Genomic DNA, 26,560 nt, shown 5'->3' with positions numbered 1-26,560 from the left:
GTTGCCGGTTCTGAGGCCGGGTATGCTGGGGTGAGCTGGGAAAAGAGAAAAACGGGCTTACTGCGGGGCGGCCGGCGCAGGTGTTGCGGCGCTCAGCTCGCCGCGGATGAGGCGGGCCAGGGTGTCGGCGTAGAAGCGGTGCTCCACGGCCAGGCCGCGGCGCTCCACTTCGGCTAGGGAATCGGCGCCGCGCAAATCCACGGGGGCCTGGGCCAGCACGGGACCGGTGTCGAGGCCCTCGTCAACAAGGTGCACGGTGATTTTCGTTTCGAGCAGGCTGTTTTCCCAGGCCCACTCGTAGGCGTGCAGGCCCTGGTGCTGGTGGGTGTCGGCGGGGTGAATGTTGAGGATGCGGCCCGCAAACGCCCGGATGAACCCCGGCGACAAAATGCGCATGTAGCCGGCCAGCACGATGTAATCGGGCCGGAACTGCTGCAGCGCGGCTACTACTTCGGCGTCGAACTCGGCCCGCTTGCGCCCGCGCGAGGCTATGCTGGCGGTGGCAAAGCCCAGCTCGGCGGCGGCCTGCAGGCCGGCGGCTTCGGGCAGGTTGCTGAACACCACGGCTACTTCGGCCAGCCCCTGCAGCACGCCTTCGCGCACCTCGCGGGCCAGGGCCAGCATGTTGGAGCCGCGGCCCGAGAGCAGGATGGCCAGCCGGACCTTGCCAGCCGACGCGGGGCCCGGGCCAGGGTTTCCACCCTGGCCTACGGCGGCTCCGACAGCCTTATTGAGTGGTTCGCGCTGAGCGGCGTTGGTCATCATCAGTAAGCCTGGTCGATTAGCGCCGGCGCGGGGCGCTGGCCGATGTCGGAGCGGTAGTAAGCGCCCTCGAACGTGATTTTCCGCACCTCGGCGTAGGTTTTTTCCACCGCCGTTTCCAGGTCGGGGCCGGCCGCCACCACCGTCAGCACGCGGCCCCCGCCGGTCACCAATAACCCAGCGGGCCCCGGCCGCGTGCCCCCCTGAAACACCAAGGTGCACGGGGATACGGTGTCGATTCCGTCGATAACAAACCCGGTCGGAAACTCCGCCGCCGGATAACCGCCCGAAGCCAACACCACTCCCACAAACGCCCCGGGCTTCTGGCGCACGCCCACCTCGGCCAGACGGCCAGCCAGCGCGGCGGTAATCAATTCCAGCAAACTGCTTTCCATGGCGGCCAGCAGCACCTGCGCTTCGGGGTCGCCCAGGCGCACGTTGTATTCCAGCAGCTTGGGGCCCGCGGGCGTGAGCATGATGCCGAAGTACAGGAAGCCCATAAACGGCAGCTCCTGGGCGCGCAGCCCCCGCAAGGTCGGCTCGATGATAACCTCGCGCACTAGGGCCAGCACGTTGTCGTCGGCGAAGGGCACCGGGCAGTAGGCGCCCATACCGCCAGTATTGGGCCCCTGGTCGCCGGCCAGCAGCTGCTTGTGGTCCTGCGAGGGCGCCAGCAGCCGCATGGTCTGCCCGTCGGTCAGGCCGATGATGCTGATTTCGGGGCCGGTGAGCTTTTCCTCAACCAGAAAGGAGTACCACTGGTGGCCGGCCGGGGCCAGCGCCTGCATTTCCGTCAGGGCCGCGTCGAACTCGGCTTCCGAGGAGCACACCCACACGCCCTTGCCGGCGGCCAGTCCGTCGTACTTCAGCACGGCCTGGCCCCGCAGCTCGGCGGCGGCGGCGCGGGCCTGGTCGAGTTGGTCGGAACGGAACGTCCAGGCGCGGGCAGTGGCCACGCCGTGGCGGCGCATAAAGTTTTTCGACCACACCTTGGAGCTTTCCAGCACCGCGGCAGCCTTGCGCGGGCCAAACACGCGGATATCGGTAGCGGCAAAGTAGTCGGCTACGCCGGCCGCCAGCGGGGCTTCGGGACCAACGACAATCAGCTGTACCCCGTGCTCCTGGCAGAACCGCTGAATGGCCGGGAAATCGGTGGCGCTGATGGTGGGCACCGAGCCAGGGATGCCGGCGTTGCCGGGCAGCACGTGCACGTGGGCGCCATCCTGGGTTAGTTTCCAGGCTAGGGCATGTTCGCGGGCGCCGCTGCCGAGCAGCACAATTGGGGTTTTAGGAGTTGCCACGGGGTCGAAGGGTTTGGGTATGGGCTAGCTGATATCGTCGATAGAAATGATCTGCCCGTTGGTGATTCCGAAAACGGACTTGCCCTGCAGGTTCAGCACGTCGCCTGGTTGCAGTCCGTTCGGCAGCCCGACGGCCAGGGTAGCGGTATAGTCGATAGTGACTTTCACTTGGTCCGCGGTTACTTCCCAGCCGGTGACGCGTTGCTCCCGCTCGGTGAAGTACTGCGTGGCCTGTTCGGCCTGTTGCCGAAAAGCCTCTTTGCCGGTGGTCGTCAGGTCGACTTCGCCGCCGGCAATGTTGCGGAACACCACGTCCGGGTGCAGCGGCCGCAGCATGCCGGCCACATCGAAGCGGTTGTAGGCGTCGAGGTAGCCCTGCACGATTTGCTTCGGGTTGGTCATAACGGTGTAGCTGGCTGCCCCGGCCGCCCCGAGCTGCTTGCCGAAGCAGGCGGCGTTGTCGCGGCCGGCGTACTTGCCGTAGTTGTCGATGCGCTGGTAGCCGCGCTGCTCATAAAAGCGACAGGCGGCCACGTTGGTCACGCGGGTTTCCAGCCACAGCTCGGCGTAGCCCGCCTGCCAGGCCGCCGCCTCCAGCCCCGCCAGCACGGCCCGGCCGATGCCCTGGCCGGGGTACTTGGCGTACATGCGCTTCACCTCCCCTACCGACTCCTGTAGCGGCCGCACGGCGCCGCAGCCCACGAATTCCTTACCGGCCAGGGCCAGCAGGAAAATGTGCCGCTCGTCCTCCGCCCAGCTCTGAAACGAGTCGCGCCCGTCGCCGCCGAAGCGCGTCCCGAGCTGGGCCGACAGCTCATCGAGCAGCGGCCGGGCCTGCGGGGCGTCGGGGTGCGAGGCAACGAGGTACAGGGGCTGAGGCATGAGTTCGGGCGTTGGGGCGGCGGGGTCGTTCAGGCAGCGCGGGCGCCGTTCAACCACCCCGGCTTTGGCTGAAGCCCAAGCCTCCCCTCCTCAGATGAGGAGGAGAGCTGGTCATTTTCTAGGCGTGAATGGGCTTCTGAGCGGCTTCCAGCGGCAGCTGGCGCAGCTCGGCGTCGGCGGCGCGCAGCTTGGCTTTGGTCGACTGAATGTCGCGGCTCAGCTGCTCGCGGATGCGCGGCACGTTTAGGGCGCGCAATGCCGCCTGGGCGGCGTTGTCGGGGCGCACCACCGTGAGGTTGGGCGTGGCCGAGGGCATAATCACCGAGGAGTTCAGGTTGGCCGACAGCTCGGCAAAATCCTTCCAGGGCGGGCAGCTGATGACGGGCACGTTCACGTTGGCGGCCAGTGCCCCACCGAGGCCGTTCGAGAGGCCGGCCACGGCGATGATGACGCCGGGCTCGGAGGAGTTGTTCCACACCTCGGCCATGCCCACGATTTCCTCGCCGTTTTTGTGGGCCGAGGTCACGCGCAGCTGGGTGAAGACGTTGTAACCGGCGAAGTGCTTGCGGATGTTCTGGCAGTGCTCCTTGTCGGCTGGGCTGCCCATCACGATGTTCACCCAGGCGTCCTGCATGTAGCCTTCCTTCACCAGGTTTTTCACCAGACGGGCCGGCACGTTCACGCCGTCGGCATTGGCGCCGGGTAGCTGCTCGCCCGTGATGCGCTGGTAGATGTCGAGGTAGCGGCGGCTGGCTTCGGCGGTTACTTCGTCGGTGAGCTTGGTGGGGTAGCCGGCTTCGGTTTTGCCCGCAATCAGCCACTGGCGCACGTACTCCTTGTCCATCTGGGCGGCGCCTTCGGGGTTCTGGGCGTAGTCGGCCGCGTCCCAGAAGCGCGAGGAGTCGGGCGTGTGAATTTCGTCGATGAGAATCAGCTCCCCATTGAGCAAACCGAACTCGTACTTGGTGTCGACCAGGATGATGCCGCGCTCAGCCATCCACTCCGAGGCGAAGGTGAACAGCCGCAGCGAAATCACGCGCATCTGCTCGTACAGCTCGGCCGACACCCAGCCTTCCGAAACCAGGTTTTCGGGGGTGATTTCGCGGTCGGTTTCTTCCTTGGTGGTCGGCGTCACGATGGGCTCGGGGAAGCGCTGGTGCTTGCTCAGCCCGTCGGGCACCGACACGCCCGAGAAGGTGCGCTGGCCTTTCTGGTAGCCGCGCAGCATGGAGCCGGTGATGTAGCCGCGCACGATCATCTCAACGCGAATCGGCTCGGCTTCCTTTACCAGCATGGCGTTGGGGTCGACCATGCGGATGACGTGGTTGGGCACGATGTCCTGGGTCTTGTCAAACCAGAAGTTGGCCAGGCCGTTGAGCACGGCGCCTTTGTAGGGAATGGCGGTTTCCAGCACCGAGTCGAAGGCCGAGAGGCGGTCCGTCACGACGATAAGCCGCTCGCCCGAGGGGGCGCGGTACGAGTCGCGGACTTTGCCGCGGTGCAGCAGCTGGAGTTGGGGCGTGGTAAAGTGCGGGAGCGTGTTCATGGCGCGGATCTAGCGGCTATGTTTGGCTAAAGAGAAACTTCGGTTGAGGCAGCCTCAGCGGGCTGCGCGGCGCGGCTTTGGCTGATGTGCTCCACGATGTTGCGGAACAGCTTCAGCCCGTCGCCTTCCTCCGACAGCGTGGGGTCGAGGCGCTTGCGCCGGGCCCAGTCGGGGTGGTTGTAGAGCGACAAGAAAGCCTCGGGGTGCGGCATCAGGCCGAAGACGTGGCCGGTGATGTCGGTGAGGCCGGCGCAGTTCAGCTCGGCGCCGTTGGGGTTCAGCGGGTACAGCTCGGTTTCGCAGCCGGTGGCGTCGCAGTAGGTCAGGCAGTTCAGCCCCTCGGCCAGGATGCGGCTGCGGATGGCCTCGTCGCGGATAACCAGGCGGCCTTCGCCGTGGCGCACGGGCACTTCCAGCGAGGTCAGGCCCTTGAGGAAGGGGGAGCGGTTGTTGGGGTTCACCGCTAGGCGCACCCACCGGTCTTCGTAGCGACCCGAGGCATTGTGGGTCAGCGTCACTTCGCGCTCCTGCTGGCCGGCGAAATCGGGCAAGAGGCCCATTTTCACCAGCATCTGGAAGCCGTTGCAGATGCCCACCACGTAGCCGCCGGCCTGGATAAAGGCGCCGATTTCCTCGAGCAGCGTGCGGCCCGCGGGCAGCTTGCGGAAGCGCACCTTGTTGGCCATGACCACGCCCGAGCCCAGGTCGTCGCCGAAGGAAAAGCCCCCGGGGAAGTTGAGCACGTCGTAGTCGTGGATGCTGGTCTGCCCGTTGAGCACCTCATTAAAGTGCACGATGGTGGCCGCGCCGCCCGCCAGCCGGTAAGCGGCGGCCAGCTCTTCTTCGCAGTTGATGCCAAAGCCCGTCAGGACCAGGGCGTGAACTGGTTGTTGGTTATTGGTTCTTGGTTCTTGGCCCGAAACCATCTGCGTCGTCAGGTTTTCTGCTTGATTGCTCATCGTCGCCACTCCTCTCTAAGCTTGCAGGGTTAGTTCTTCGCCGGCCATGACGCGGTTCACCGGGCCATTGGTCCAGGCTTCGCGCAGGTCAGCCGTGGCGGCATCTACCACCGTTTTATCGTGGTGACGAATCACCAAACGGCCACCGTCCGTCACCACGCCGAGGCGGGTAGCGCGGCCGGCCAGCAGGGCTTCGAAGGCTACCACGTCTTCCGGGGCCACGGTGGCCACGAAGCGCGAGTGGCTTTCCGAGAACAGCTCCGTGAGGGTCGGCAGCTCGCCTTCCAGGGTCAGCTCGGCGCCGAGGTTGTCGTCGCCGAACAGGCTTTCGGCCACGGCTACGGCCAGGCCGCCGTCGGACAGGTCGTGGCACGACAGAATGAGGCTCTGCTCGTGGGCCGCCCCTACTTTCTGGTAGAGGTCCTTGGCTTCGGCGGGGCGCACGCGGGGCACGTTCTGGCCCATTTCCCCGAAGAGGTGATACAGCTCCGAGCCGCCCAGCTCGTCGTAGGTGTCGCCGAGCAGGTAGACCACGTCGCCGGGGGCTTTGAAGTCCGACGTTACGGCGCGGCGCACGTCGGGCATCAGGGCAGTCATCGAATACAGCACCGTGGGCGGCACCGAAATCTTCTGCCCGTCGGCCTTGAAGTCGTTTTTCATCGAGTCCTTGCCCGAGGTCAGCGGAATGTGGTAGGCCACGCACATGTCGCGCAGGGCCTCGCAGAGCTGCACCAGGGCGGCCAGCTTCTGCTTGCCGTCGGGGTTGGTGACGGGGTCGTACACCGAGTCGGGCACGCAGAAGTTGTCGTTCACCGACCAGAAAATTCCGTCGCCGGGCGTCAGGTTGGGCAGCTTGCCGCCCACCGAAATAATCTGGCGCACGGCCTCGTCAAAGGCGCCGGCCGACATCTGGTAGGGGTCGATGTCGCCGTAGCGCGGCAGAATGCCGTTGCTCACCGCCACGCCTTCCCACGACTCGAAGTTGAACTGCACCACGGCCGCGTCCTGCGGCGCCTGCCCGGTGCGGCCCATCAGTGGCTTCACCACCGTGCGGCCTTTCACCTCGTGGTCGTACTGCCGAATCACCGCCTCGCGGGAGCAGATGTTCAGCGCGCCCAGCAGCTTGATCAGCAGCTCCGTCGCGTCGAGCGAAGCCGGCAGCTTGGGCTCGTGCAAGGTCGGCAGCTGCCATTCGGCGTCGAGCACTTTGCGCGGCACGCCTTCGTGCAGGAATTCCAGCGAGAGCGAAGCCACCGGCTGCCCGTCGAAGGTCACGTCGAGGCGGCCGTTATCGGTGAACTGCCCGATGTCGGATAGCTCCACTTCCATGTCGGCGGCCAGCGCGTTCAGCTCGGCCAGCTTGCTCGACTCCACCACCAGCGTAAACCGCTCCTGCGACTCCGAGAGGAAAATCTCCCAGGGGCGCAGGCCGGGGTATTTCAGGGGCACTTTTTCCAACTGCACCGTGGCGCCGCCGCTGATGCCGGCCAGCTCGCCCACCGAGGAGGACAAGCCGCCCGCGCCGTTGTCGGTGCTGCACTTGATCAGGCCGCGGCGGGTCGCCAGCAGCAGAAAGTCCATAGCCAGCTTCTGCGTGATGGGCGAACCAATCTGCACGGCCGTGGCCGGCGCGGCTTCGTCCAGCTCGATGCTGCTGAACGTGGCGCCGTGGATGCCGTCCTTGCCCACCCGGCCCCCGGCCATAATGATCCGGTCGCCGGCATCGATTTTCTTCTCCCAGGCGTCTTGGCCCGCTAGCTGCATGGGCAGCACGGCGCCGGTGCCGCAGTATACCAGCGGCTTGCCGCGGTAGCGCTCATCGAACACGATGGCGCCGTTCACCGTCGGTACGCCCGACTTGTTGCCGCCGTCCTCGATGCCCTTGCGCACACCCTCGAACACCCGGCGCGGGTGCAGTTGGCCCGTCAGCAGCGGCCCGGCCCAGTTCGGCGGCCCGAAGCAGAGCACGTTGGTATTAAAGAGCAGCCGCGCGCCGCCGATGCCGGTAGCCAGCGGGTCGCGGTTGTTGCCCAGGATGCCCGTAATGGCTCCGCCGTAGGGGTCGATGGCCGAGGGCGAGTTGTGAGTTTCGACCTTCCAGACAAACAACGACTCCTTATTAATGCGCACCGCGCCGGCGTTGTCCGAAAACACCTTAATCAGCCAGTCGTTGCCGTTGGCGCGCAGCAGCCGGTCGACTTCGGAAGTCGCTCCTTTGATATAGGTTTTGAACAGTCCGTCGATTTCGGTTGACTCGCCCGTGACGGCGTTGCGGTAGCGGATGAGGGCCGCAAACTCCTTGTGCTTGCAGTGCTCCGACCAGGTCTGGGCCAGGATTTCCAGCTCACAGTCCGTGGGGTCGGGCGTCAGGCCGGCATCGGCGCGGCTGATCTGCGTTTCGGGCGAGTAGAAGTAATCCCGAATGGCCTGCATTTCCGCCAGGTTCAGCGCGTACACGTTCTCCTTCGACAGCTGCACCAATTCCTCGTCGGTCAGGTGCTCCAGCCGGATGGTGTGCGTGGTGGAGTCGGCGCCGCCGCCGGGCTGGGGCGTGAAGTCGCGGATGCCCTGGGCGGTGTGGCCCGCCACGAAGCGGTTGATGAGCTTGTTGCCCAGCAGCTCCTCGGCCAGGCGGCGCAGGTCGGCTTCCGGCAGCTCCCTTTCCAGCAAATACAGCCGCTTGCTGAAGATGTGCTGGGTGCGGATGTCCAGTTCCAACCCGAGGAAATCCTGCAGCGCGTTCTGGGCCGAGGTGCCTTCGTCGTCGGTCACGCCGGGGCCTTTGGCTACGAGGATGTAGCTCCTGAACTCCGGTCCGATGGCCCACTGGTCCAGCGCGGCGTCGTTCAGCAGCGGGTCCTGCAGGCACTGGGCGGCGAAACTCTGGAGCTGCTCCGCGGTCAGCGGGTAGCGCACGGTGTACACGGCGCTGGTTTGCACGCGGCCGGTGAGCAGGTGCAGGTGGCGCCGGGCGGCTTCGGCCACGCGGGCGCCTTCGCCGTCGTGCTGGCCGGGGCGCGGAATCAGTTGGATGGTATGCGAAGCGGTGTTTTCCAAAGCTCAGAAGGCGGGAGGCGAACAGAATGAGAACGACGCAGCGCCAGCAGCGCCAGCCGAACCGGATTGGGCTGCAGCGGCAACCCCCAAGAAAGCGGTAAGCCGCCCCGCGCCCGTCGAACGGGCCGCGAGGCGGCTTACCATGTGGTGCGAAGCAAAATGCTTAGCGGCAGATATTTCGGCAGAATCGGCGGCAGCTTGCGGCGCGGCCAATTCCAGAAACGTTCGGTGTTCGGCTAAGTCGGCGGTGCCGTTGCGGCTGCCGGATTGCGACCAAGTCCGGAGGCGTTGTTGCCGTTCGGCCAGCACTTCTTCGATTTCGACCCGCTGTGCGTCCAACCGGTGCCCCTCGGCCACGCTCAGCAGCATGTCGAGGCGCCACATACTGTCGAACTTGGCCTGGGGGCGAAGCCGAATCAGCTTGGGGGAGGAATGGAGAATTCTTCGTTGCACAGGGTCGCGAAGGAGATACAAAGGAACGACAGCCGCCGCCCTTACGCAAGCGCCGGCACTGCGTCGGGCCGACTTCCGGGCTTCACCGCGGGCAGGCCCTTGGCGCACAGCGGACAAGTTTCGGGCTGGTACGTGGCCGCCTGAACCGGTAACAACGCAAACAGCGGGAAGTCTAGTTCGTGGCGGCCGCCGGTGCGGTCGATGAGGCAGGCTACGCCCAGCACCTCTACTCCCAGCTGGCGCAATACGGCGGCCACTTCCAGGGTCGATTTGCCGGTGGTTACCACGTCTTCGGCGATGATGACCTTCTGCCCCGGCTCCAGCGTGAAGCCGCGGCGCAGCACCATTCGCGTGTCGGCGTCGCGCTCGGTGAACAGGGAGGGCGTGCCTAGCTGCCGGGCCAGCTCGTAGCTCACCACCACGCCGCCCATGGCCGGGCCCACTACCACATCGGGCTGCAGGTCGGCTTGCTGAATCAGCCGGGCCAGCTCGGCCAGGGCCGGGGCGGCCAGCTCGGGTCGGCGCAGAAACCGGGCGCACTGCACGTAGGTATCGGAGTGCAGGCCGGAGGACAAACGGAAGTGGCCGCTGAGCAGGGCGTCTTCGCCGCGCAGCTGTTGCTCAAACTGCGTCTGAAACGCGCTCGGTGCGTAGGGCATGGATTTGCTGGGTTAGGTCGCGGGCGGCGGCGCCGGGGTCGGCAGCCTGCCAGATGCTGCGGGAAGCGTTGATGAGCAGACCGAGGCCGTCGGTGGGGCGGCCGCCGCTGCGTACGGTAGCGGCCAGGTCGCCACCCTGGGCGCCCACGCCGGGCACCAGAAACCACAGCGCGGGACAGCGCCGGCGCAGGTGAGCCAGGGCTTCGGAGTTAGTGGCACCTACAACCAGGCCCAGGCCCGGGTAGTCGCGGCTGAGCGTCTGCACCACGTCGGCGGAAAAATCGCTGACCGTCCCGCCGCGCACCAGCTTCTCGTCCTGCCAGGAGTGGGCGGGCTGGTTCGACGTTTTGGCCAGTACGAACACCGCCTTGCCGGGCCGGACGAAGGGCAGAATGGCGTCGTCGCCCATGTAGGGGTTCACCGTCACGCCGTCGGCGCCAACGATGTCGTAGGCGAAGGCGGCGTAGCGGTCGGCGGTGTTGGCAATGTCGCCGAACTTGCCGTCCAGGATCATCGGCACGTCGCTCGGAATCCACTCGCGCAGGCGCTGCAGCAGGGTTACGCCGTCGGGGCGGGCCAGGAAGAAGGCCAGGTTGGGCTTAAAGGCGGCGGCAAATTCGGCGGTTTGCTGCACCACGCCGTGCAGGCGGGCGGCTACTTCGGTGTCGGAAGTGCCCACCGGGTCGAGGCCCACGCAAAGCAGGGAATGGGCCGTCTGGGCGCGGCGGGTTAGTTGTTGCATGCGGCAGCGCGGCTGGTGGTGAACGAGGCAGTTGCTTCCCACTCGGCGGCGAGGCGGGCGGTGAGGCCGGGTTCCAGGAACTCGCCGGTGGCCACCTGTACGGCCGACGCGCCGCAGCGCAGGTAGTCGCTCACGTGCCGGGCGGTGAAAATGCCGCCGGTGCCCACAACCGGCAAGCTGAGCTTTTCGTCGTGGGCCAGCTCGTAGACGCAACGCAAAGCCATGGGCCGCAGCGCCTCGCCCGAGAGGCCCCCGAGCAGCGGCTCGCCGTGGGCCGGAATGTGCAGGGCTTTGAGAGTGTTGCTGGCCGCCAGGGCCGAGGCGCCGCCTTCCTGCGCGCCCAAAGCCAGGGCCCGCACGTGGTCGGGCCAGGGCGGCAGCTTCACGACCAGGGCAGCCTCGGCACCGAGTTCGGTGCGCACGGCCTCGGTGGCTTCGCGCACGAAGCGCGGCGTCAGCTCGAAGCCGCTCAGGGTGGTGGGACTGCTGATGTATACTTCTACTCCGGCAATCTGACCAGCGGCTTCGCGGGCCAGAAAGCGGGCGATTTTTCGAAATCCGGGAATGCCGGGAGCGGTGATGCTCACCAGCACGGGCACCCCGTGGCGGCACAGGTGGGGCAGTTGTTCCTGCACCAGCTGTTCGGCGCCGTCGGTGCGGCGGTCGGTGGTGTTCAGCAGGGAGGCATCGGCCACGCGAATGACGCCGTGGCCGCGCCCGCCGGGGCGGGGCTCCATGATAACCGTTTTGGTAAAGATGGCCCCGAGCCGCTCGTAGCCCAGGTCGTCGGGCAGCTGCCACGGCGCGGCGGCCAAGCACACGGGGTTTTGCAGGGTAAGGGAGGGTCCGAGTTGCATGGGAAAGGGAGTGGTTTCGGGTCCTCGTGGGGGTGAGCCCGGTCAGCGGCCCGGCGGCTTACTAGCGCGCGGTGCCGGCCCGGAAAAAGCAAAAGGCCCGGCAGTAACACCGGGCCTTTTGGGGGCAGCAAGCTTAGATAGCGTTGTCGCGGTTGATCAGGAACGGTACGCAGTTGCGGATGTCCGTCTGGCCGAGGATGAACTGGGCCACGCGAGCCAGGCCGATGCCGGCGCCCGAGTGCAGCTTCACCTCGTGGTCTTTGTGGAAGTCCAGGTACCAGTCGAAGTCTTCGCGCTTCATGCCCTGGCGCAGCAGGCCTTCCAGCATGGAGGACTTGTCGAGCTTCTCGCGCAGCTTGTCGCCGTCGAATTCGCGCTCGGCCGAGCCGGCCGACTCACCGGCCAGCGGCAGCAGCAGGTCGGAGGAGTTTACCACGCGCGGGTCTTCGTCGTTGTTGCGCATGTTGAAGAACTTGATTTCCTCGGGGTAGTGGGTCACGAACATCGGGCCCATCAGCTCGGTCAGGCGGCCTTCGTGGCGGGCTTCTAGGTCGTCGCCCCACTGCAGCTCGGGGAATTTGTCGCCTTGCAGCACTTCCACGGCTTCGGTGTAGGTGATGCGCTTGAAGGTCAGGTCCACCAGGTCTTTGGCGTCGCGGCCGAACAGGGCCAGCTCGGCGGCGCACTCTTCGGCTACTTTGTTGGCGGCCGAGCGAACTACGCCACCGATGTGACCGAGCAGCTCGTCCAGGTCGCCCAGGTGCTCGATTTCGAACAGCTGGAACTGGGCCAGGCGGCGGTTGTCCGCCTTGGCTTCTTTGCGGAAGCTCATCATCTCGCCGTACACGCGGCCCGAGGGAATGGCCTGGGTCAGCATCTCGATGTAGAGCTGGTTGGACTGGGGCAGGAACATCTTCTCGCCGTCGTACCAGTCGAGGGTGAACAGGGTGTCGGTGTTTTCGCAGGCACCAGTTACCCCGACGATGTGCGGCATGTTGTGCACGCCCATGAAACCGTTGGCTTCCACGTACTGACGAGCGCCACGCAGCATGGCGTCCCAAACTTTAATCACGGCCACGCGCTGGGGCGTCACAGTCAGGTTGTAGTTCTGAACCTTGGCGGGTGCGAGGGTTTGTTCCATTGTGTGGATGAAGTGTGGGTTATGTGGGTGTGAAGGGTTAGCGCCGGCAGCTGTTTTCCCTGGCATCCGAACCGAGCGGACACAAAAAAACCGCTCCGGTAACAACCGGGCGGCGAACGAGGGAAAAGCAGAAAAACGAAACGAAATCAACGGAGGGGAACGGGTTTCGACCCCGTTGCAGAACCGGCGGGTGAGCCGTTCTGCGCTTCATCCGATGTTGATTATTCAGAAGCACGTCGCAAAAGTATCCAACTTCTTTCAACATGCAAGTACTGTCGCCACGATTTTTTTTATTGTCCTAATCCGGCAGCCTCGCCACGCTTATATTATTAAGGTATCCATTGCGCCCCTAGCCAACACGCAGCTATCAAATTGTTTCCCAACTACATGTGCCGAATTAAAACAACCAGACCGCAATCCATCGGCCAGGGTTTTGCAGCTGCGAACCGGCTATCCAGGCAAGCCTGATGCCCGTTAGCCGCCCGGCCCGCAAAATCACCTCAATTAATAAAGTGCAAAATCTCTAACTTTGCAGCGCCGTCCCCGGCCTGCTGCGCGGGTTGGGGCGGCGCAAAAGTTCATGTTTTCACAATCCTGAGGTAGCCCACCGATGGCGGTTCGGCCGGAACTTTGCCGCCGCTTTCAGCCTCAGGAGAAACCCGCCGCTGCGCCTTATGAAACACGTCTTCTTTGCCTTGATTTTGTTGCTGAGCCTGCGCCCCGGGCCAACCCAGGCGCAGTCAGAAGCGCCCGTTGAAAAAAGTGAGCGGGTCATTACCGAAAACCTCAGCCGCCAGGTGCTGCACGCCCGCGCCGTCGAGTGGGCCAAGCAGCACTTCAGCTTCGGCCCGGCCAGCGGTTTGCAAAGCGACCCGGCCGCCGGCTCGGTGCGCATTCCGGGCCAGATGGTGCTGAAGCTGGTAGCCGGCAACGGCAAGGAGTTCGAGCGCAAAGCCCAGTTCGAGTTCGTGTTCCAGGCCACCGACCAGGGCTACAGCTACAGCGTGGGGGCGTTCCGCGTGGCGGCCGACCCAGAAAACCCCAATGCCCTGGTATCCTTCGACGATTACCTGACCCAGCTGCGGGCCGAGCGCTCGGTTGAGCGCACCAAAAACGACCGGCGCATTACGGCGCAGGCCGTTTCCCGGGCCAGCGAGGTGGCCCTGAGCTTCCGCTCGTACATGAACAGCCGCCCGGAAACCGAAGACGGCGAAGTGGGCCTGTAACGGCGCTTTGCTTACCTGCTTACCAAAAGCCGAAAGCCGCTTGCAGAAGCGGCTTTCGGCTTTTTAATGCTTTGGCTTAGGCTACGTCGGAGCCGTACCGGTCGAGCAGCCGCCGGGTGCGCTCGGGCAGCTGGTGGGCGTCGAGCACCAGGAAGCCATCGAGCACGTTGCTGAAGGCCGGGTCGATGTTGAAGCCGATAAAGCGGGCGTTCTGGCGCAGGTACTGCCGCAGCATCACCGGCACGCCCGCCCCACCGGGCTCGATGCCCCCAATCAGCCGGTCGAGGGTTTCCACGCTACCCAGCCCCGCCTGCAGCACCTCGGTGGGGTCGGCGCCATCGAGGGGGCGGTAGCGGAAAGGCTTGCGCGGGCGCACGTGGGCGGCCAGGTGCTCGTCGAAGCAGTGCCGGCGGATGTAGGCCGTGATAATGGACTTGGATACCTCCGAAAACCGGCTGCTGATGCTCACCGGCCCGATAAGGTAGCGGTAGCCGGGGTGGGCGTCGAGGTAGGCGGCAATGCCCTTCCACAGCAGCGCCAGCGGCAGCGGCTGGCGTTGGTACTCCGCCCGAACGAAGGAGCGCCCCAGCTCTACCGACTGCAGCAGCAGGGGGCGCAGCTCCTTGCCCAGCCGAAACAACGAATGCAGGTAGAAGCCGCGCTTGCCGTGATGGTGCAGAATGCCGCGCCCCGGCCCCAGCCGGTAGGCCCCCACCAGCCGGCGGGCGGCGCGGTCGTACAGAAACAGGTGCCGGTAATAATCGTCGTAGCGGTCCAGGTCGAGGGCCTGGCCGCTGCCCTCCCCTTCGCGGCGGAACGTAACCTCGCGCAGGCGTCCGATTTCGCGCAGCACCTGGGGAATTTCACGGCTTTTGGCCACGTACACCTCCCAGTGCCGGTGCCGCAGCAGGCAGCGGCCGGGGCGCAGCGCGGCCAGGTCGGCCTCAATCAGCACCGCCGCCGTTTCGGCCACCACCGGCGCGGTGGCCGGCGTCAGGGCCGCCAGGGTAGCCGCGTCGCCGGCAGCAGGCGAGGCCAAAGCGTGGACCCGCGCCCGCAGGTAGGCCAGGCGTGCCAGCGCGGGCACGCCGTGCAGCTCGGCGGCCGTCACGGGCTGGCCAATGCGCACCTGCACCGTCTGGCCGCGCTTGTTGAGCAGCTCGGCCGGCAGCCGAATGGTGCGCAGCAGCGGGTGCACTAGGCCCAGCCAGCTGAAGGCCGGGCCGTTGCGGCTGCTGAGCCAGATGGGCAGCACCGGCAGGCGGGCCGCTTCCATGAGGCGCCCGGCCGTGGGGTGCCAGGGCGCATCGGTGGCGGGCTGAAAGGGGCGAGTGGAGTGGGCGACCTCGCCGGCGGGAAACAGCAGCAGGGGCACGTCGTTGTGCAAATAGCGTAGCAGCTGCCGCACGCCGGGCACGTTGCGCGGGCTCGGCCCCGCCTGCGGCTGCACCAGCACCAGCTGCGCCCGCAACTGCGGCAGCAGCGGCGCCAGCAGCTCGTTGGCCACGGCGCGAATCTCGGGGCGCACCTGTGCCAGCACGTGCAGCAGCACCAGCCCGTCGAGCATGCCGCTGGGGTGGTTGGCCACGGCAATAAAAGCCCCCCCGGCGGGCACCCGCCGCAGCTCGGCCGGGTCGCAATCGACGCGTATGCCCAGCTGCTGCAGAATGGCCGCCACGCACTCGAGGCCGCTCAGGTGCTGCACCTGCTCGTAGAGCTGCCGCAGCTCGCGCAACCGGGCCAGCTGCTGCACCCAAGGTTGCAGCACGGCGCGCGAGCGGGCCCCGAGGGCGGCGGGCAGCGGCAGGGAAGAAGAAAGCAAGTCCATAGCTTGGGGAGATAAGCCGGGTACCGACGCGGATCCGGCTCGAGCCAAACTTCTGAACCCAGGATTAATCGGCTATTATCAGGTAGTTACAAAAACGTTATATCTCCAGTAGCAAGGCCCGGGCACGGCTTGGCACGGTTTTGTATTCAGACCTGTACAACCGGCCTGCTCCGAGCTCGAAACGCAGCAGCGGCCTTCCTTTTTCTTCTTCCTCTCTACTTCCCCGTGGTCATGCAAACGAACCGCGCTACCCGCCTATTGGCCTTATCCGCCGCTCTGCTCGTCGGCGCTTCCACCGCTGCCCTGGCCCAGGTGCGGCCCCACGTAGTACCGCGCACCGCGTCGGCCCCGGTTCGCAGCACGTACTCCTCGCCCGCCAACGCGGCCAACAAAGCCGACGGCGTGCACTTCGGCATCCGCGCCGGCCTGAACGTGGCCGACTGGTCGGGCGACGCGGTATCGACCGTAATGGATCTGGCGGAGCTGACCAATGGCGCCGTCAGCAAGGAGCAGCGCACGGGCTTCCACGCCGGGGCCTACGTCACGCTGCCGGTGGGCGCGCGCTTCACCATCGAGCCGGGCCTGCAGTACTCGGAGAAAGGCATGGCCCTGGTGGGCCGCGTGCCGCTCGAGCAGTTCGACTTCCTGAACGCCCGCGTCACGGCCACCTCGCGCATGGCCTATCTCGACGTGCCGGTACTGGCCAAGGCTTATATCACGCCGGGCCTGTACGTGTACGCCGGTCCGCAGGCTTCTTACCTGCTCAGCAACAAGGTGCGCGTGGAAGCCGGGGCCCTGGGCTTTGAGGCCTACCAGCAGGACTTCGACGTGCGCAACCAGTTCCGCGAGCTGGACTTCAGTTTGACCGGCGGCGCCGGCTACCAGTTCGGCAACGGCCTGGGTTTAAGCGCCGGCTACGACTACGGCCTCAGTTCCCTCGACAAAAACAACCGCTTCGATGCCCAGAACCGCGTCATCAAAGCCTCGGTGAACTTCTCTTTTTAACGCGTAGTTCTGGCGGTTCTAATCGGACCGCAACCCAATTTCATAACTCTGCTTCCCGCTCCTTATTGGCTCACATAAACAAGTAAAAAGGCTGCCAGCACTGCTGGCAGCCTTTTTTGTGGGCGGGCAAATCGGCGTCGCACCCTGGCTCGGGGCCGACCCGCCCGCTTATTGGGGTGCGGGCGCTTAGCTGGTCGGGCCGCTGTCGACGCGGGCTTCCACCACGCTCTGCACGCTCGACGAGACGCTGGAAAGGATGTTGTAGCCCGTGGCCGACTCGATGGCGTCGACGCTGGTGCGGTAGCTGCCCCAGCTGGTGCCGATGGCGTTGTCGTTGGGCGTGTCGATGGCAATGACGCGGGTGCTGCTGCTCACCCGGGCAGCGTCGCTGCTGCCCTCGGGCAGTACCACAATCACCTTCCACACGCGCCGCGGCACGGTGATGCGCCCCGCGTCGATGGTGGTTTTGTAGCCGCTCGAGCCCGTGCCGCCGCTGCCGTAGCTACCGCTGATGATGTACAGCTCGTTGCCGGCGTTGACCAGCGTGCGGCAGTAGTTTTCGAGGTTGGCCCAGGCGCGCTGGTTGTTGTTGGGGGCCTGGGGCACCATGTTGGTCATCAGGAAGGTCGCCGAGTTATCGGTCACCGAGCCGGTGCGGTCGGCCGAGGGGCACATGTGGCCGCGGTCGAAGCCCGAGCCGGAGTAGGAGCTGCCGCCGGGGCGGTACCAGCCCGAGGGCAGGGTGGCGTCGGCGCGGAAATCGTCTTGGCGGGCGGCCGAGCCCAGCCAGGCCTTGCTCAGGTGCCAGCTCACCCAGTTCGGAATGCCCCGGTTGCGGTGGTACGACATGGCAAACTGGGACTTGCTCATGAGGTAATTGGTGGGGTACGCGCTGTTGGCTACGGCGCCGCTGGGGTTGCCCATGGCCAGGTGACTGTCGCGGGTGGCGTCGTCGGCCTGGCTGGCGGCTACCTCCTGCTCGGCCTGGGGCGCCACGTCGTCGTGCTTGGCGCAGGAAACGGCCAGCAGGGCGAGCAGCGCCAGACCACTCAGGCGGGTAAAGGGGTACTTCATCATGAAACGGTGGTGTTGGTTGGGAAATGGAAAGGGTGCGACAAAATTCGGGCGGCGGCCGTTGCCGGACATAGCCGGTACGTTACCGTAATGTTATGATTTTACGGTGGTTATTTCCCGCCCCACGGTCCGGGTGCTACTGCCAGGCGGCGCGTATGCTGCGGCCCGGAAACGGCCCCTGCCGCGGGCAAGGCGGCCGCAGTAGCCGCCGCCGCGCTTTTCGCGTATGCAGGGCATACGTCAACTCTTTCCTTCCATGCCTTTCCGTAACTGCCTGCTGGCGCTGCTGCTGCTCACCATGCTGCTGGGCAGCTGTGCCCGGCGCAACCGCAACAAAGCCGCCGAAGCCAGCACCGCCGTAGAGGCCCGCAAGCCCGAGGAAATCCGCCGCGAAAACGCCCGCGACCTGGCCTCGGTAATGGCCGAGGAGCTGCAGCTGCGCGACGACCAGGTACTGCGCGTGCGCCAGATTCTGGCCAACACCGTGGAGCAGGTCAACGCCGCCCAGACCAAGTTTGCGGGCAACAAAGCCGGCCTGATGACCGCCCTCAAGCAAATCAACGCCGCCTCCGAGGGCCAGCTCAAGCAGGCCATGACGCCGGCCCAGTACAAGCTCTACCAGCAGCGCAAGCCCCAGATTCAGCAGAAGCTGCGCGAGCAGCAGGCCCAGAAATAAGTCGCTGCCCCGGGCAACCCTTGCCCTGCACCCCGCATCTGACGTCGGTGTCGGCCCGCCAATAGCGGGGCTGGCACCGACGTTTTTTCTACCTTAAGGGCAAAGCGGACGGGCCATGATCCAACTAAAGGGCATCGAGAAAAGCTACGTCATGGGCCACAACCGGCTGCAGGTGCTCAAGGGCATCGACGTAGACGTGCAGGCCGGTGAGCTGGTGAGCATCATGGGCTCGTCGGGCTCGGGCAAGAGCACCCTGCTCAACATCCTGGGCATTCTGGACGACTACGACGCGGGCGAATACTGGCTAGCGGGCACGCGCATCGGGCGGGGCCTCTCGCAGCGGCAGGCCGCGCAGCTGCGCAACCGCTTTTTGGGCTTCGTGTTCCAGTCGTTCAACCTGCTGAACTTCAAGTCGGCCCTGGAAAACGTGGCCCTGCCGCTGTACTACCAGCAGGTGAGCCGCCGCGAGCGAAACCGCTTGGCCCTGGAGTACCTCGACCGCGTGGGCCTGGCCGACCGGGCCGAGCACCTGCCCGGCGAGCTGAGCGGCGGGCAGCGGCAGCGCGTGGCTTTGGCCCGCGCCCTCATTCACCAGCCCAAGCTCATTCTGGCCGACGAGCCCACCGGCGCCCTCGACACGCACACCACGCAGGAGGTGATGGACATCTTCAAGCAGGTGAATGCCGAGGGCATGACCGTCATCATCGTGACCCACGAGCACGACATTGCTGCCCAAACCCAGCGCGTGATTCGCCTGCGCGACGGGCTCATCGTGGGCGACGAAGCCGAAGAAGCCCGCCCACTTCCCCTCACTCCCAACGCCTCTTCCCTACCCGCATGAAAACCGTGCTTCTTACCGTCGCCGCGGCACTGCTGCTGAGCGTGCCTGCCGCCCGCGCCCAAACCTCCGCCGCCGAAGCCAAGGCCCTGATGCAGCAAGTCAACAAGCTGATGCGTGACCCGACCAAGCCCAAGCAGGAAATCCGGCTGGACCTCAACGGCTGCCACGCCAGCCAGACCATCCGCGACCACGACGCCGACACCAAGTCGAGCGCGCCGATTTCGGTGAGCTACAACAAGGGTGGCGAGGCCGGCTGGGCGGCCAAAGTCGCCGACGGCAAGTTCGAACTGGTGCTCGACTTCGAGTGGCGCGAGGTGGAGCCGCTGAGCTACGAGCGCAACCGCGACCAAGACGACGCGCCCTTCGAAGTCAAGATCAGGCGCGTGCGCAAGGGCAGCAGCACCAAGCTGGAGCTGCCGCTCTACACCACCGACGAGCGGGTAGTGCGCGACGTGGTAGCCCGCCTGGAGCGCCTGCGCAAAAGCTGCCGCTAGCCCGCGCCCGGGCAGCTCCGCCCTGCTGGGCGCCTCAGTCTGACGGCTGATAAATGATCAATGTTAAATGATCAATGCCCCATGTTCGACCTCGATAAGTGGCAGGAAATCCTGGGCACCATGAGCCGCAACAAACTGCGCACGGGGCTCACGGCCTTCGGCGTGTTCTGGGGCATCTTCATGCTGGTGCTGTTGCTGGGCGCGGGCAAGGGCATGGAGAACGGCATCTTCAAGGAATTCGGCGCCGGTGCCCAGAACAGCTTGTTTATCTACGGCGGCAAAACTTCCCTGCCCTGGCAGGGCCTGAAGCCGGGCCGCGAAATCAAGTTCACCAACGACGATCTGCAGGCCCTGCGCCAGCGCATTGAGGGCGTGGAGCTGCTGGCCACGCGCAACCGCCTCTCGGGCGAGTACACCATCGTGCGGGGCACCAAGAACGGCTCGTTTCCGGTGTTCGGGGCCAACGGCGAGTTTTTCACCATCAACGGCGAGCAGCTCAAGGCCGGGCGCCTGCTCAGCCCGCTCGACGTGGCCGAGCGCCGCAAGATCATGGTCATCGGCGAGCGGGTGCGCAAGGTGCTGTTCAAGGACGACGAAAACCCCATCGGCCAGTACGTGCAGGTGAAGGGCGTCTTCTTCCAGATCGTGGGCGTGTTCTGGACCAACGACAACCAGGGCCGCAACGAGGAGCGCGCCTACGTGCCGTTCAGCACCTTCCAGACCACTTTCAACCAGTACAACACCGTGCAGCTCATCGGGCTGACCACGCGGGCGGGCACGCCGGTGGCCGAGCTGGAAGCCCAGGTGCGCCAGCTGCTGGCCAGCCGCCACCAGTTCGACCCCGCCGACAAGCAGGCCCTGGAGCTGAACAACAACGAGGAAGAGGTGGCGCGCTTCAACGGTCTGTTCAACGGCATCAAGCTGTTCGTGTCCGTCATCGGCGTGCTCACCCTCATTGCGGGCGTGGTGGGCGTGAGCAACATCATGCTCATTATCGTGCAGGAGCGCACCAAGGAAATCGGGGTGCGCAAGGCCATTGGGGCCACGCCCTGGAGCATCGTGGGCATGATCGTGCAGGAAAGCATCGTCATCACCGGCCTCTCGGGCTACCTGGGTTTGCTGGCCGGCGTGGCTTTGCTCGACGGACTGCGCTACGCCATCGAGCAGTCGGGCGCTGAGCTGCCGTACTTCAGCCGGCCCGAGGTGAACGTGAGCGTGGCCCTCGGCGCCACCCTGCTGCTGGTGGTGGCCGGCGCCTTCGCCGGCTTCGTGCCCGCCCTGAAAGCGGCCAACATCAAACCCATCGACGCCCTGCGCGCGGAGTAGACATTTAGCGAATACCGCGGCCGCTACGGCAGTCGATAAAGCATCCGACGATGATCGATGTAGACAAATGGGCCGAAATCTGGAGCACGGTGCGGCGGCACAAGCTGCGCACAGGGCTCACCGCCTTTGGCGTGTTCTGGGGCATCTTCATGCTGGCGGTGCTGCTGGGCGCGGGCAAGGGCTTCCGCAACGGCGTGGAAAAGGAGTTCGACGTGGCCAAGAATGCCATATTCGTGTGGTCGCAGCGCACCAGTGAGCCGTACCTGGGCATGAAGCCGGGGCGCTCGGTGCAGTTCACCAACGACGACGTGCTGGCTTTGCAGCGGCAGGTGCCCGAGGCCGCGCTGGTGCTGCCGCGCACTTCGCTGCACGGCACCTTCACGGTGCAGTACGGCCCCAAGAGCTCGTCGTTCCGCGTCAACGGGGAGTACCCGGGCTACCCGCAGGTGCGGCCGGTGGCCCTCACCAGTGGGCGCTTTGTGAACGAGCCCGACGTACGCGAGCGGCGCAAGGTGGCCATCATCGGGGCGCGGGTGGCTGAGGTGTTGTTCGGCGACCAGAATCCGATGGGCCAGTACATCCGCATCAAGGGCACCTTCTTCCAGGTCATCGGCACGTTCCGGGGCACCGGCCGGCAGGAAGAAGCGCAGGAAGACGCCCAGACCATCTTTATTCCGCTCACCACCCTGCAGATTGCCTTCAACCAGGCCAACAAGGTGGATTACTTCGCCTTTCTGCCCCGGCCCGGCGTGCCGGCCAAGGTGGTCGAAACCAAGGTGAAGGAGGTGCTGGCCCGGCAGCACAAGGTGGCCCCCACCGACGTGCGGGCCTTCGGCTCGGCCAACGTGGAGGAAGAGTACGCCCGCGTGCAGGGCCTGTTCCTGGGCATTGCCGGCTTCAGCTGGTGGGTGAGCCTGGGCACCATTGTGGCGGGCATCATTGGGGTGAGCAACATCATGCTCATCGTGGTGAAGGAGCGCACCAAGGAAATCGGTATCCGCAAGGCCATGGGCGCCACGCCCGGGAGCATCGTGAGCATGATTGTGCAGGAAAGCATCGTGATTACGGCCGCGGCCGGGCTGCTGGGCCTCCTTGGCGGCACGGCCCTGATGGCCGGTATCAGTCACCTGATCGAGGGCCAGGACATCAACTTCTTCTACAACCCGCAGGTGGACGTGCAGGTGGCCCTCACGGCCGTGCTCATGCTGGTAGTGTGCGGCGCGCTGGCCGGCCTGGTGCCCGCCACCATCGCCGCCCGCGTGCAGCCCGTGGTGGCCCTGCGCGACGAATGATTGGCCAGTTGCCAGTTGCCAGTTGCCAGTTGCCAGTTGCCAGTTGCCAGTTGCCAGTTGCCAGTTGCCAGTTGCCAGTTGCCAGAATATACTTTCCCCGCTCCCGAAAGGCCAAGAAACCACCAACCAAAAACGAAAAACCAACAACTTTCTCCGGCCCCGAAAAGCGAAAAACGAATAACCAAAAACGACCAACCAAGCTATGAAACGCGTCTTTCTCGTGCTCCTGCTGGCGCTGCTGCTGGGGGGCTTCGGCTGGCTGGGCCGCTACTTCTATTTGCAGGCCCACGCCGACCCCATCACCTACCAAACGGAAAAGCCCTTCGTGGCCGACATCACCAAGAAAACCGTGGCCACGGGCAGCATTGTGCCGCGGCGCGAGGTGCAGATCAAGCCCCAGGTGTCGGGCATTGTGGAGGAGCTGTACGTGGAGGCGGGCCAGCCCGTGAAGGAGGGCCAGCTCCTGGCCCGCATCCGCACCGTGGCCAATGCCGGCAGCGTCAACAGCGCCCAGAACCAGATTCAGCAGGCCCGGGTAGCCCTCGAAACCAGCCGGCAGGAGCTGGAGCGCCAGCGCCCGCTCTACGAGCAGAAGGTCATTGCCCAGCAGGAGTTCAACCGCCTGCTGGCCGACGTGCGCGCCAAGCAGCAGGCCCTGACCGCCGCCGAAAACGATTTGCAGATTGCCCAGCGCGGCTCGTCGCGCAACACCGGCGGGGCCACCAACCTGGTGCGCTCCACCATCACGGGCATGCTGCTCGACGTGCCCATCAAGGTGGGCTCGTCGGTGGTCGAGCGCAACAACTTCAACGAGGGCACCACCATTGCCACCGTGGCCGACATGAACAGCCTCGTGTTTGAGGGCAAGATCGACGAGAGCGAGGCCGGCAAGGTGCGCGAGGGCATGCCCATCACGCTCACCGTGGGTGCCATCGAGGGCAAGACCTTTCCCGCCACCCTCGAATACATTGCCCCCAAGGGCGTGACCGAGGAAGGCGCCATCAAGTTTCAGGTGCGCGCCCAGGTGCGGCTGCAGCGCGGCGAGTTTCTCCGGGCCGGCTACTCGGCCAACGGCGACATCGTGCTCGACCAGAAAAAGCAGGTGCTGGCCATCAAGGAAAGTTTGCTGCAGTTCGGCAAGCTCAACAAAGACAGCGTGTTCGTGGAGGTGGAAACCGCCCCGCAGCAGTTTCAGAAGCGCCTGGTCAAAACCGGCATCAGCGACGGCATCAACGTGGAAGTGGTGTCGGGCCTGAGCAAGGCCGACAAGCTGAAAGTGCTCGGTCCCACCGATGACAAGGAGAAGAAAGACTGATAGCGCGCCGGCACGGCCCGGAGCACAAGCGGCCGCGGCCGGACCAAACTTCCCGGGGATTGGATCAAACTTCAGCGTTTCGGGATGGAAACTGCCAATGGGTCGGCAGAAACCCGGAACGGTACAACCAAAACCCGGGGTGTCGCACTGAAAAGCGGTTATGGCGCAACGAAAACCCGCGCCCCCGCAACGGAAAACCACTTCGGCGCAACAAAAAGCCGGAATGCCGCAACAGAAAGTCGCGTGGGCGCGATGAAAAGCCGCGACCGACCGGTTCGGAACCGCGGTGCCGCGGCTCGGAACCGCGATGTTGCGGCTTTTTACCGCGACCTCGCGGCTCAAAACCGCAATGCCGCGGCTCGGAACCGGGAAGTCGCGGCTCAGAACCGCAATGTCGCGGCTGGGAACCGCAATGTCGCGGCTTTTTACCGCAATGGCGCGGTAAAAACCCCCGATGCCGCGCCAGCGGGCCGCAACCCCGGCCGGGTTGCGCCGTTGCAACAGCACCCCTATTTCCTTCCGCCATGCCCGCTGCCGAGCCCACCTCCTTTTTACTGCAATTCGACTCCGAGCTGAGCCTGAACGCCGACGGCAAGCACGTGCGCGACGGGCTTTCCTCGGCCCTGCGCACCGGCGACAACCTGTGGATGGCCTGCGACGAGCGCGCCAGCGTGGAGCGCCTGCGCCTGACCGGGCCGCGCACCTTCGCCCAGCACCGCTCCTTCCGCCTGGCCGACCTGCTGGATTTGCCCGACCCCACCGCGCCCGACGGCGAAGTCGACATTGAGGGGCTGGCCGAGGGCGGCGGCTTCCTCTGGCTGGTGGGCTCGCACAGCCTCAAGCGCAAAGACCCCAAGCCCGACAAAGACCCCGGCGCCAAGGGCATTGCCAAGCTGGCCAAAGTGCAGGCCGAGCCCAACCGCTACCTGCTGGCCCGCATTCCGCTGGTGCGCGACGCCGACACCCAGGACTACGAGCTGCGCGCCAGTGCCCCCCACCCCACCAAAAAAGGCCGCAAGCTGCGCGCCGCCCGCCTGGGCCACCACGTGCTGGTGCGCCTGCTGCGCCGCGACCCGCACATCGGTCCCTTCGTGCCCCTGCCCGGCAAAGACAACGGCTTCGACATCGAAGGGCTGGCCCTGGCCGACGACGGGCGCCTGTTTGTGGGCCTGCGCGGCCCGGTGCTGCGCGGCTGGGCCGTGGTGCTGGAGCTGCACCCCGAGGAAGGCAGCCACCGCGGCCGCCTCCGGCTGGGCAAGATTCCCGGCGCCGAGTTCAAGTACTACCGCAAGCACTTCCTCGACCTGGGCGGCATGGGTCTGCGCGAGCTGCGCGTGCTGGGCAACGACCTGTACCTGCTGGCCGGTCCCACCATGGACCTCGACGGCACCATTGCCGTGTACCGCTGGCCCGACGCGCTGCGCCACGAGGGCGACACGCTGGTGCCGCCCCAGCAGCTCGAGCGCCTCTTCGACGTGCCCCACGGCCACGGCCGCACCGCCGGGCAGGACAAGGCCGAGGGCATGGCCCTGCTCAACGAGCACCACGTGCTCATCCTCTTCGACGGCCCCACCCGCGCCCGCCGCCAGGCCGACAACGACGTGCTGGCCGATGCCTACCGCCTCGAAGCCGAGTCGTGGGACGACGAGGCCCCCGACGACGGTAGTGCCCTGCCCGAGCCGGCCGCGGTAGAACCCGCCGCCGCCGATGCCGCCGTAGACGCGCCCCCGGCCGCCGACACGGCCACTGAGGAAGCCGCCGGGGGCCAGTAGCGGCCGGGCGGCGTACTTTGCGGGCCCGTATTTTCTCTTCTGCTTATGTCTGCCACGCCGCTGCCGCAAACGCCCGAAAGCCTGCACCGCATCTACTTCCAGGACTGCGACCAGCTGGGCCACCTCAACAACGCCCGCTACCTCGACTACTTCCTCAACGCCCGCGAAGACCACACCACCCGGCACTACGCCCTGAATTTGGGCGAGCTGGCCCGGGAGCAGCGCTCCGCCTGGGTTATCACCAAGCACCACATCAGCTACCTGCGCCCGGCCAATCACGCGGAGCAGGTGCTCATTCGCACCCAGCTCATTCACTTCGACAACACCACGCTGGTAGTGGAAATGCAGATGCTCGACCAGGACGGCCTGCGCCTGAAGGCGCTGCTGTGGTCGAAAATGGCCTTCGTGAGCCTCGTTACCGGCAAGCGCACCGACCACGCCGACGCCCTGATGGACATGCTGCACCAGCTCGACGTGGAGGCCGTGGCCTACGAGCCCGACGGCTTCGACGAGCGCGTGCACCAGCTGCGGCGCCAGCTGAAAGCCCAGCGCAAAGCCGCCGGCTACTCCGAGGAATAAGCGGCCTACGGCCTCGCCGCGCCAATCCGCCCGCATAACCCCTGCCCATGCCCCTGCGTTAGCCAGTAGCCGGAGCCCTTCGCCACGTGGCGCAAGGCTCCGGCTCGTTGTTTCTCACCCACAACCACCCTTTCTACCATGAGCATATTTGGCAGTGACAAGCTGAAAGGCAAGAAAGTCGCCATCGTGGCCACCGACGGCTTCGAGCAGTCGGAGCTGGAAAAGCCCAAGAAGCACCTCGAAGACCAGGGCGCCGAAACCCACGTGGTGTCGCTCAAGTCCGGCTCCATCAAGGGCTGGCAGCACACCGACTGGGGCGACTCGGTGAAAGTCGACAAGACCATCGACCAGGTAAGCGCCGCCGACTACGACGCCGTGGTGCTGCCCGGCGGGCAGATCAATCCCGACAAGCTGCGCACCGAGGCAAAGGTGGTGAGCTTTGTGGGCGACTTCCTGCGCGCGGGCAAGGTGGTAGCCGCCATCTGCCACGGCCCCTGGACGCTCATCGAAACCGGCCTGGTGCAGGGCAAGCAGATGACCAGTTGGCCCAGCCTGAAAACCGACCTCCAAAACGCCGGCGCCACCTGGATCGACCAGGAAGTGGTGGTTGATAAAGGGCTCATCACCAGCCGCAACCCCGACGACATTCCCGCCTTCAACCAGAAGCTGACCGAGGAAATACTCGAAGGCCGGCACGCCCCGCGCAGCTAATTCTACCTGGCTAACCGGCACAAAAAAGGCCCGCTGCACTGCTGCAGCGGGCCTTTTTGCGG

The 26,560-nt window shown here is 65.6% G+C and carries 25 protein-coding genes; 12 read left to right on the top strand and 13 right to left on the bottom strand.

The window, feature by feature from the left end:
• Positions 1 to 57: 57 nt before the first annotated feature.
• The 11 genes from purN to ACE191_RS15920 form a co-directional block, all read right to left on the bottom strand.
• Complete coding sequence (purN, locus tag ACE191_RS15970; RefSeq protein ID WP_400193239.1) at positions 58 to 765, bottom strand: phosphoribosylglycinamide formyltransferase; 708 nt, start codon at positions 763 to 765, stop codon at positions 58 to 60.
• Positions 765 to 2,063: a phosphoribosylamine--glycine ligase gene (gene purD / locus ACE191_RS15965; RefSeq protein ID WP_400193238.1), complete on the bottom strand. Its 1,299-nt coding sequence runs from the start codon at positions 2,061 to 2,063 to the stop codon at positions 765 to 767. Before purD ends, purN begins: the two co-directional genes overlap by 1 nt.
• A 24-nt stretch (positions 2,064 to 2,087) precedes the next feature.
• Positions 2,088 to 2,945 carry a GNAT family N-acetyltransferase gene (locus ACE191_RS15960; protein WP_400193237.1) on the bottom strand — a complete coding sequence of 286 codons (858 nt, stop codon included), beginning with the start codon at positions 2,943 to 2,945 and terminating at the stop codon, positions 2,088 to 2,090.
• 118 nt (positions 2,946 to 3,063) lie between these two features.
• Positions 3,064 to 4,491: a phosphoribosylaminoimidazolesuccinocarboxamide synthase gene (locus ACE191_RS15955; RefSeq protein ID WP_400193236.1), complete on the bottom strand. Its 1,428-nt coding sequence runs from the start codon at positions 4,489 to 4,491 to the stop codon at positions 3,064 to 3,066.
• Positions 4,492 to 4,517: 26 nt separating this feature from the next.
• On the bottom strand, positions 4,518 to 5,450 hold the full coding sequence (locus ACE191_RS15950) for a phosphoribosylformylglycinamidine synthase subunit PurQ (protein WP_400193235.1): 933 nt from the start codon (positions 5,448 to 5,450) through the stop codon (positions 4,518 to 4,520).
• A 15-nt stretch (positions 5,451 to 5,465) separates the two neighbouring features.
• The gene (locus ACE191_RS15945) at positions 5,466 to 8,507 is read right to left on the bottom strand and encodes an AIR synthase-related protein (protein ID WP_400193234.1); all 3,042 of its coding nucleotides are present in this window, start codon (positions 8,505 to 8,507) and stop codon (positions 5,466 to 5,468) included.
• Between the two features lie 3 nt (positions 8,508 to 8,510).
• Entirely contained in the window at positions 8,511 to 8,960 is a 450-nt protein-coding gene (locus tag ACE191_RS15940; RefSeq protein WP_400193233.1) for a hypothetical protein, read from the bottom strand.
• A gap of 41 nt (positions 8,961 to 9,001) precedes the next feature.
• Positions 9,002 to 9,619: an orotate phosphoribosyltransferase gene (gene pyrE / locus ACE191_RS15935; protein ID WP_400193232.1), complete on the bottom strand. Its 618-nt coding sequence runs from the start codon at positions 9,617 to 9,619 to the stop codon at positions 9,002 to 9,004.
• On the bottom strand, positions 9,582 to 10,361 hold the full coding sequence (gene pyrF / locus ACE191_RS15930; RefSeq protein ID WP_400193231.1) for an orotidine-5'-phosphate decarboxylase: 780 nt from the start codon (positions 10,359 to 10,361) through the stop codon (positions 9,582 to 9,584). The genes pyrE and pyrF overlap by 38 nt, the downstream gene beginning before the upstream one ends.
• Complete coding sequence (locus tag ACE191_RS15925) at positions 10,349 to 11,218, bottom strand: dihydroorotate dehydrogenase (protein ID WP_400193230.1); 870 nt, start codon at positions 11,216 to 11,218, stop codon at positions 10,349 to 10,351. Before ACE191_RS15925 ends, pyrF begins: the two co-directional genes overlap by 13 nt.
• Before the next feature lie 133 nt (positions 11,219 to 11,351).
• On the bottom strand, positions 11,352 to 12,359 hold the full coding sequence (locus ACE191_RS15920; RefSeq protein ID WP_400193229.1) for an amino acid--tRNA ligase-related protein: 1,008 nt from the start codon (positions 12,357 to 12,359) through the stop codon (positions 11,352 to 11,354).
• Positions 12,360 to 13,033: 674 nt separating this feature from the next.
• Between ACE191_RS15920 and ACE191_RS15915 the strand changes: the two genes are divergently transcribed.
• Positions 13,034 to 13,585 (top strand): hypothetical protein, encoded by a 552-nt coding sequence (locus tag ACE191_RS15915; RefSeq protein WP_400193228.1) that lies wholly within the window; start codon positions 13,034 to 13,036, stop codon positions 13,583 to 13,585.
• Positions 13,586 to 13,661: 76 nt separating this feature from the next.
• Here the strand turns inward: ACE191_RS15915 and ACE191_RS15910 are convergent, their stop codons facing one another.
• On the bottom strand, positions 13,662 to 15,413 hold the full coding sequence (locus tag ACE191_RS15910; RefSeq protein WP_400193227.1) for a lysophospholipid acyltransferase family protein: 1,752 nt from the start codon (positions 15,411 to 15,413) through the stop codon (positions 13,662 to 13,664).
• A 231-nt stretch (positions 15,414 to 15,644) separates the two neighbouring features.
• On the opposite strand from ACE191_RS15910, the gene ACE191_RS15905 reads away from it, so the two are divergent.
• Positions 15,645 to 16,418: a porin family protein gene (locus tag ACE191_RS15905; RefSeq protein WP_400193226.1), complete on the top strand. Its 774-nt coding sequence runs from the start codon at positions 15,645 to 15,647 to the stop codon at positions 16,416 to 16,418.
• Between the two features lie 186 nt (positions 16,419 to 16,604).
• Here the strand turns inward: ACE191_RS15905 and ACE191_RS15900 are convergent, their stop codons facing one another.
• A complete protein-coding gene (locus ACE191_RS15900; RefSeq protein WP_400193225.1) occupies positions 16,605 to 17,495 on the bottom strand; it encodes a DNA/RNA non-specific endonuclease in 891 nt (296 codons plus the stop codon).
• Positions 17,496 to 17,748: 253 nt separating this feature from the next.
• On the opposite strand from ACE191_RS15900, the gene ACE191_RS15895 reads away from it, so the two are divergent.
• The 10 genes from ACE191_RS15895 (at position 17,749) to ACE191_RS15850 (ending at position 26,498) form a co-directional block, all read left to right on the top strand.
• Positions 17,749 to 18,168, top strand: a complete 420-nt coding sequence (locus ACE191_RS15895) for a hypothetical protein (protein WP_400193224.1) — start codon at positions 17,749 to 17,751, stop codon at positions 18,166 to 18,168.
• Positions 18,169 to 18,283: 115 nt separating this feature from the next.
• Positions 18,284 to 19,009: an ABC transporter ATP-binding protein gene (locus ACE191_RS15890; protein WP_400193223.1), complete on the top strand. Its 726-nt coding sequence runs from the start codon at positions 18,284 to 18,286 to the stop codon at positions 19,007 to 19,009.
• Positions 19,006 to 19,503 (top strand): hypothetical protein, encoded by a 498-nt coding sequence (locus ACE191_RS15885; protein ID WP_400193222.1) that lies wholly within the window; start codon positions 19,006 to 19,008, stop codon positions 19,501 to 19,503. Before ACE191_RS15890 ends, ACE191_RS15885 begins: the two co-directional genes overlap by 4 nt.
• An 81-nt stretch (positions 19,504 to 19,584) precedes the next feature.
• On the top strand, positions 19,585 to 20,829 hold the full coding sequence (locus ACE191_RS15880; protein ID WP_400193221.1) for an ABC transporter permease: 1,245 nt from the start codon (positions 19,585 to 19,587) through the stop codon (positions 20,827 to 20,829).
• A 50-nt stretch (positions 20,830 to 20,879) separates the two neighbouring features.
• Positions 20,880 to 22,121: an ABC transporter permease gene (locus ACE191_RS15875; protein ID WP_400193220.1), complete on the top strand. Its 1,242-nt coding sequence runs from the start codon at positions 20,880 to 20,882 to the stop codon at positions 22,119 to 22,121.
• A 202-nt stretch (positions 22,122 to 22,323) separates the two neighbouring features.
• Entirely contained in the window at positions 22,324 to 23,436 is a 1,113-nt protein-coding gene (locus ACE191_RS15870) for an efflux RND transporter periplasmic adaptor subunit (protein WP_400193219.1), read from the top strand.
• 84 nt (positions 23,437 to 23,520) lie between these two features.
• Entirely contained in the window at positions 23,521 to 24,012 is a 492-nt protein-coding gene (locus ACE191_RS15865) for a hypothetical protein (protein WP_400193218.1), read from the top strand.
• Entirely contained in the window at positions 23,961 to 25,208 is a 1,248-nt protein-coding gene (locus ACE191_RS15860) for a DUF3616 domain-containing protein (protein WP_400193217.1), read from the top strand. Before ACE191_RS15865 ends, ACE191_RS15860 begins: the two co-directional genes overlap by 52 nt.
• Before the next feature lie 45 nt (positions 25,209 to 25,253).
• Positions 25,254 to 25,787 (top strand): acyl-CoA thioesterase, encoded by a 534-nt coding sequence (locus ACE191_RS15855; protein ID WP_400193216.1) that lies wholly within the window; start codon positions 25,254 to 25,256, stop codon positions 25,785 to 25,787.
• A 138-nt stretch (positions 25,788 to 25,925) separates the two neighbouring features.
• Positions 25,926 to 26,498, top strand: a complete 573-nt coding sequence (locus tag ACE191_RS15850) for a type 1 glutamine amidotransferase domain-containing protein (protein WP_400193215.1) — start codon at positions 25,926 to 25,928, stop codon at positions 26,496 to 26,498.
• Positions 26,499 to 26,560: the final 62 nt, after the last annotated feature.

Source organism: Hymenobacter sp. B81 (assembly GCF_044628455.1).
Lineage (GTDB): Bacteria > Bacteroidota > Bacteroidia > Cytophagales > Hymenobacteraceae > Solirubrum.
Note: the sequence above shows the minus strand (reverse complement) of the source record. Positions and strands in the feature narration are given on the sequence as shown.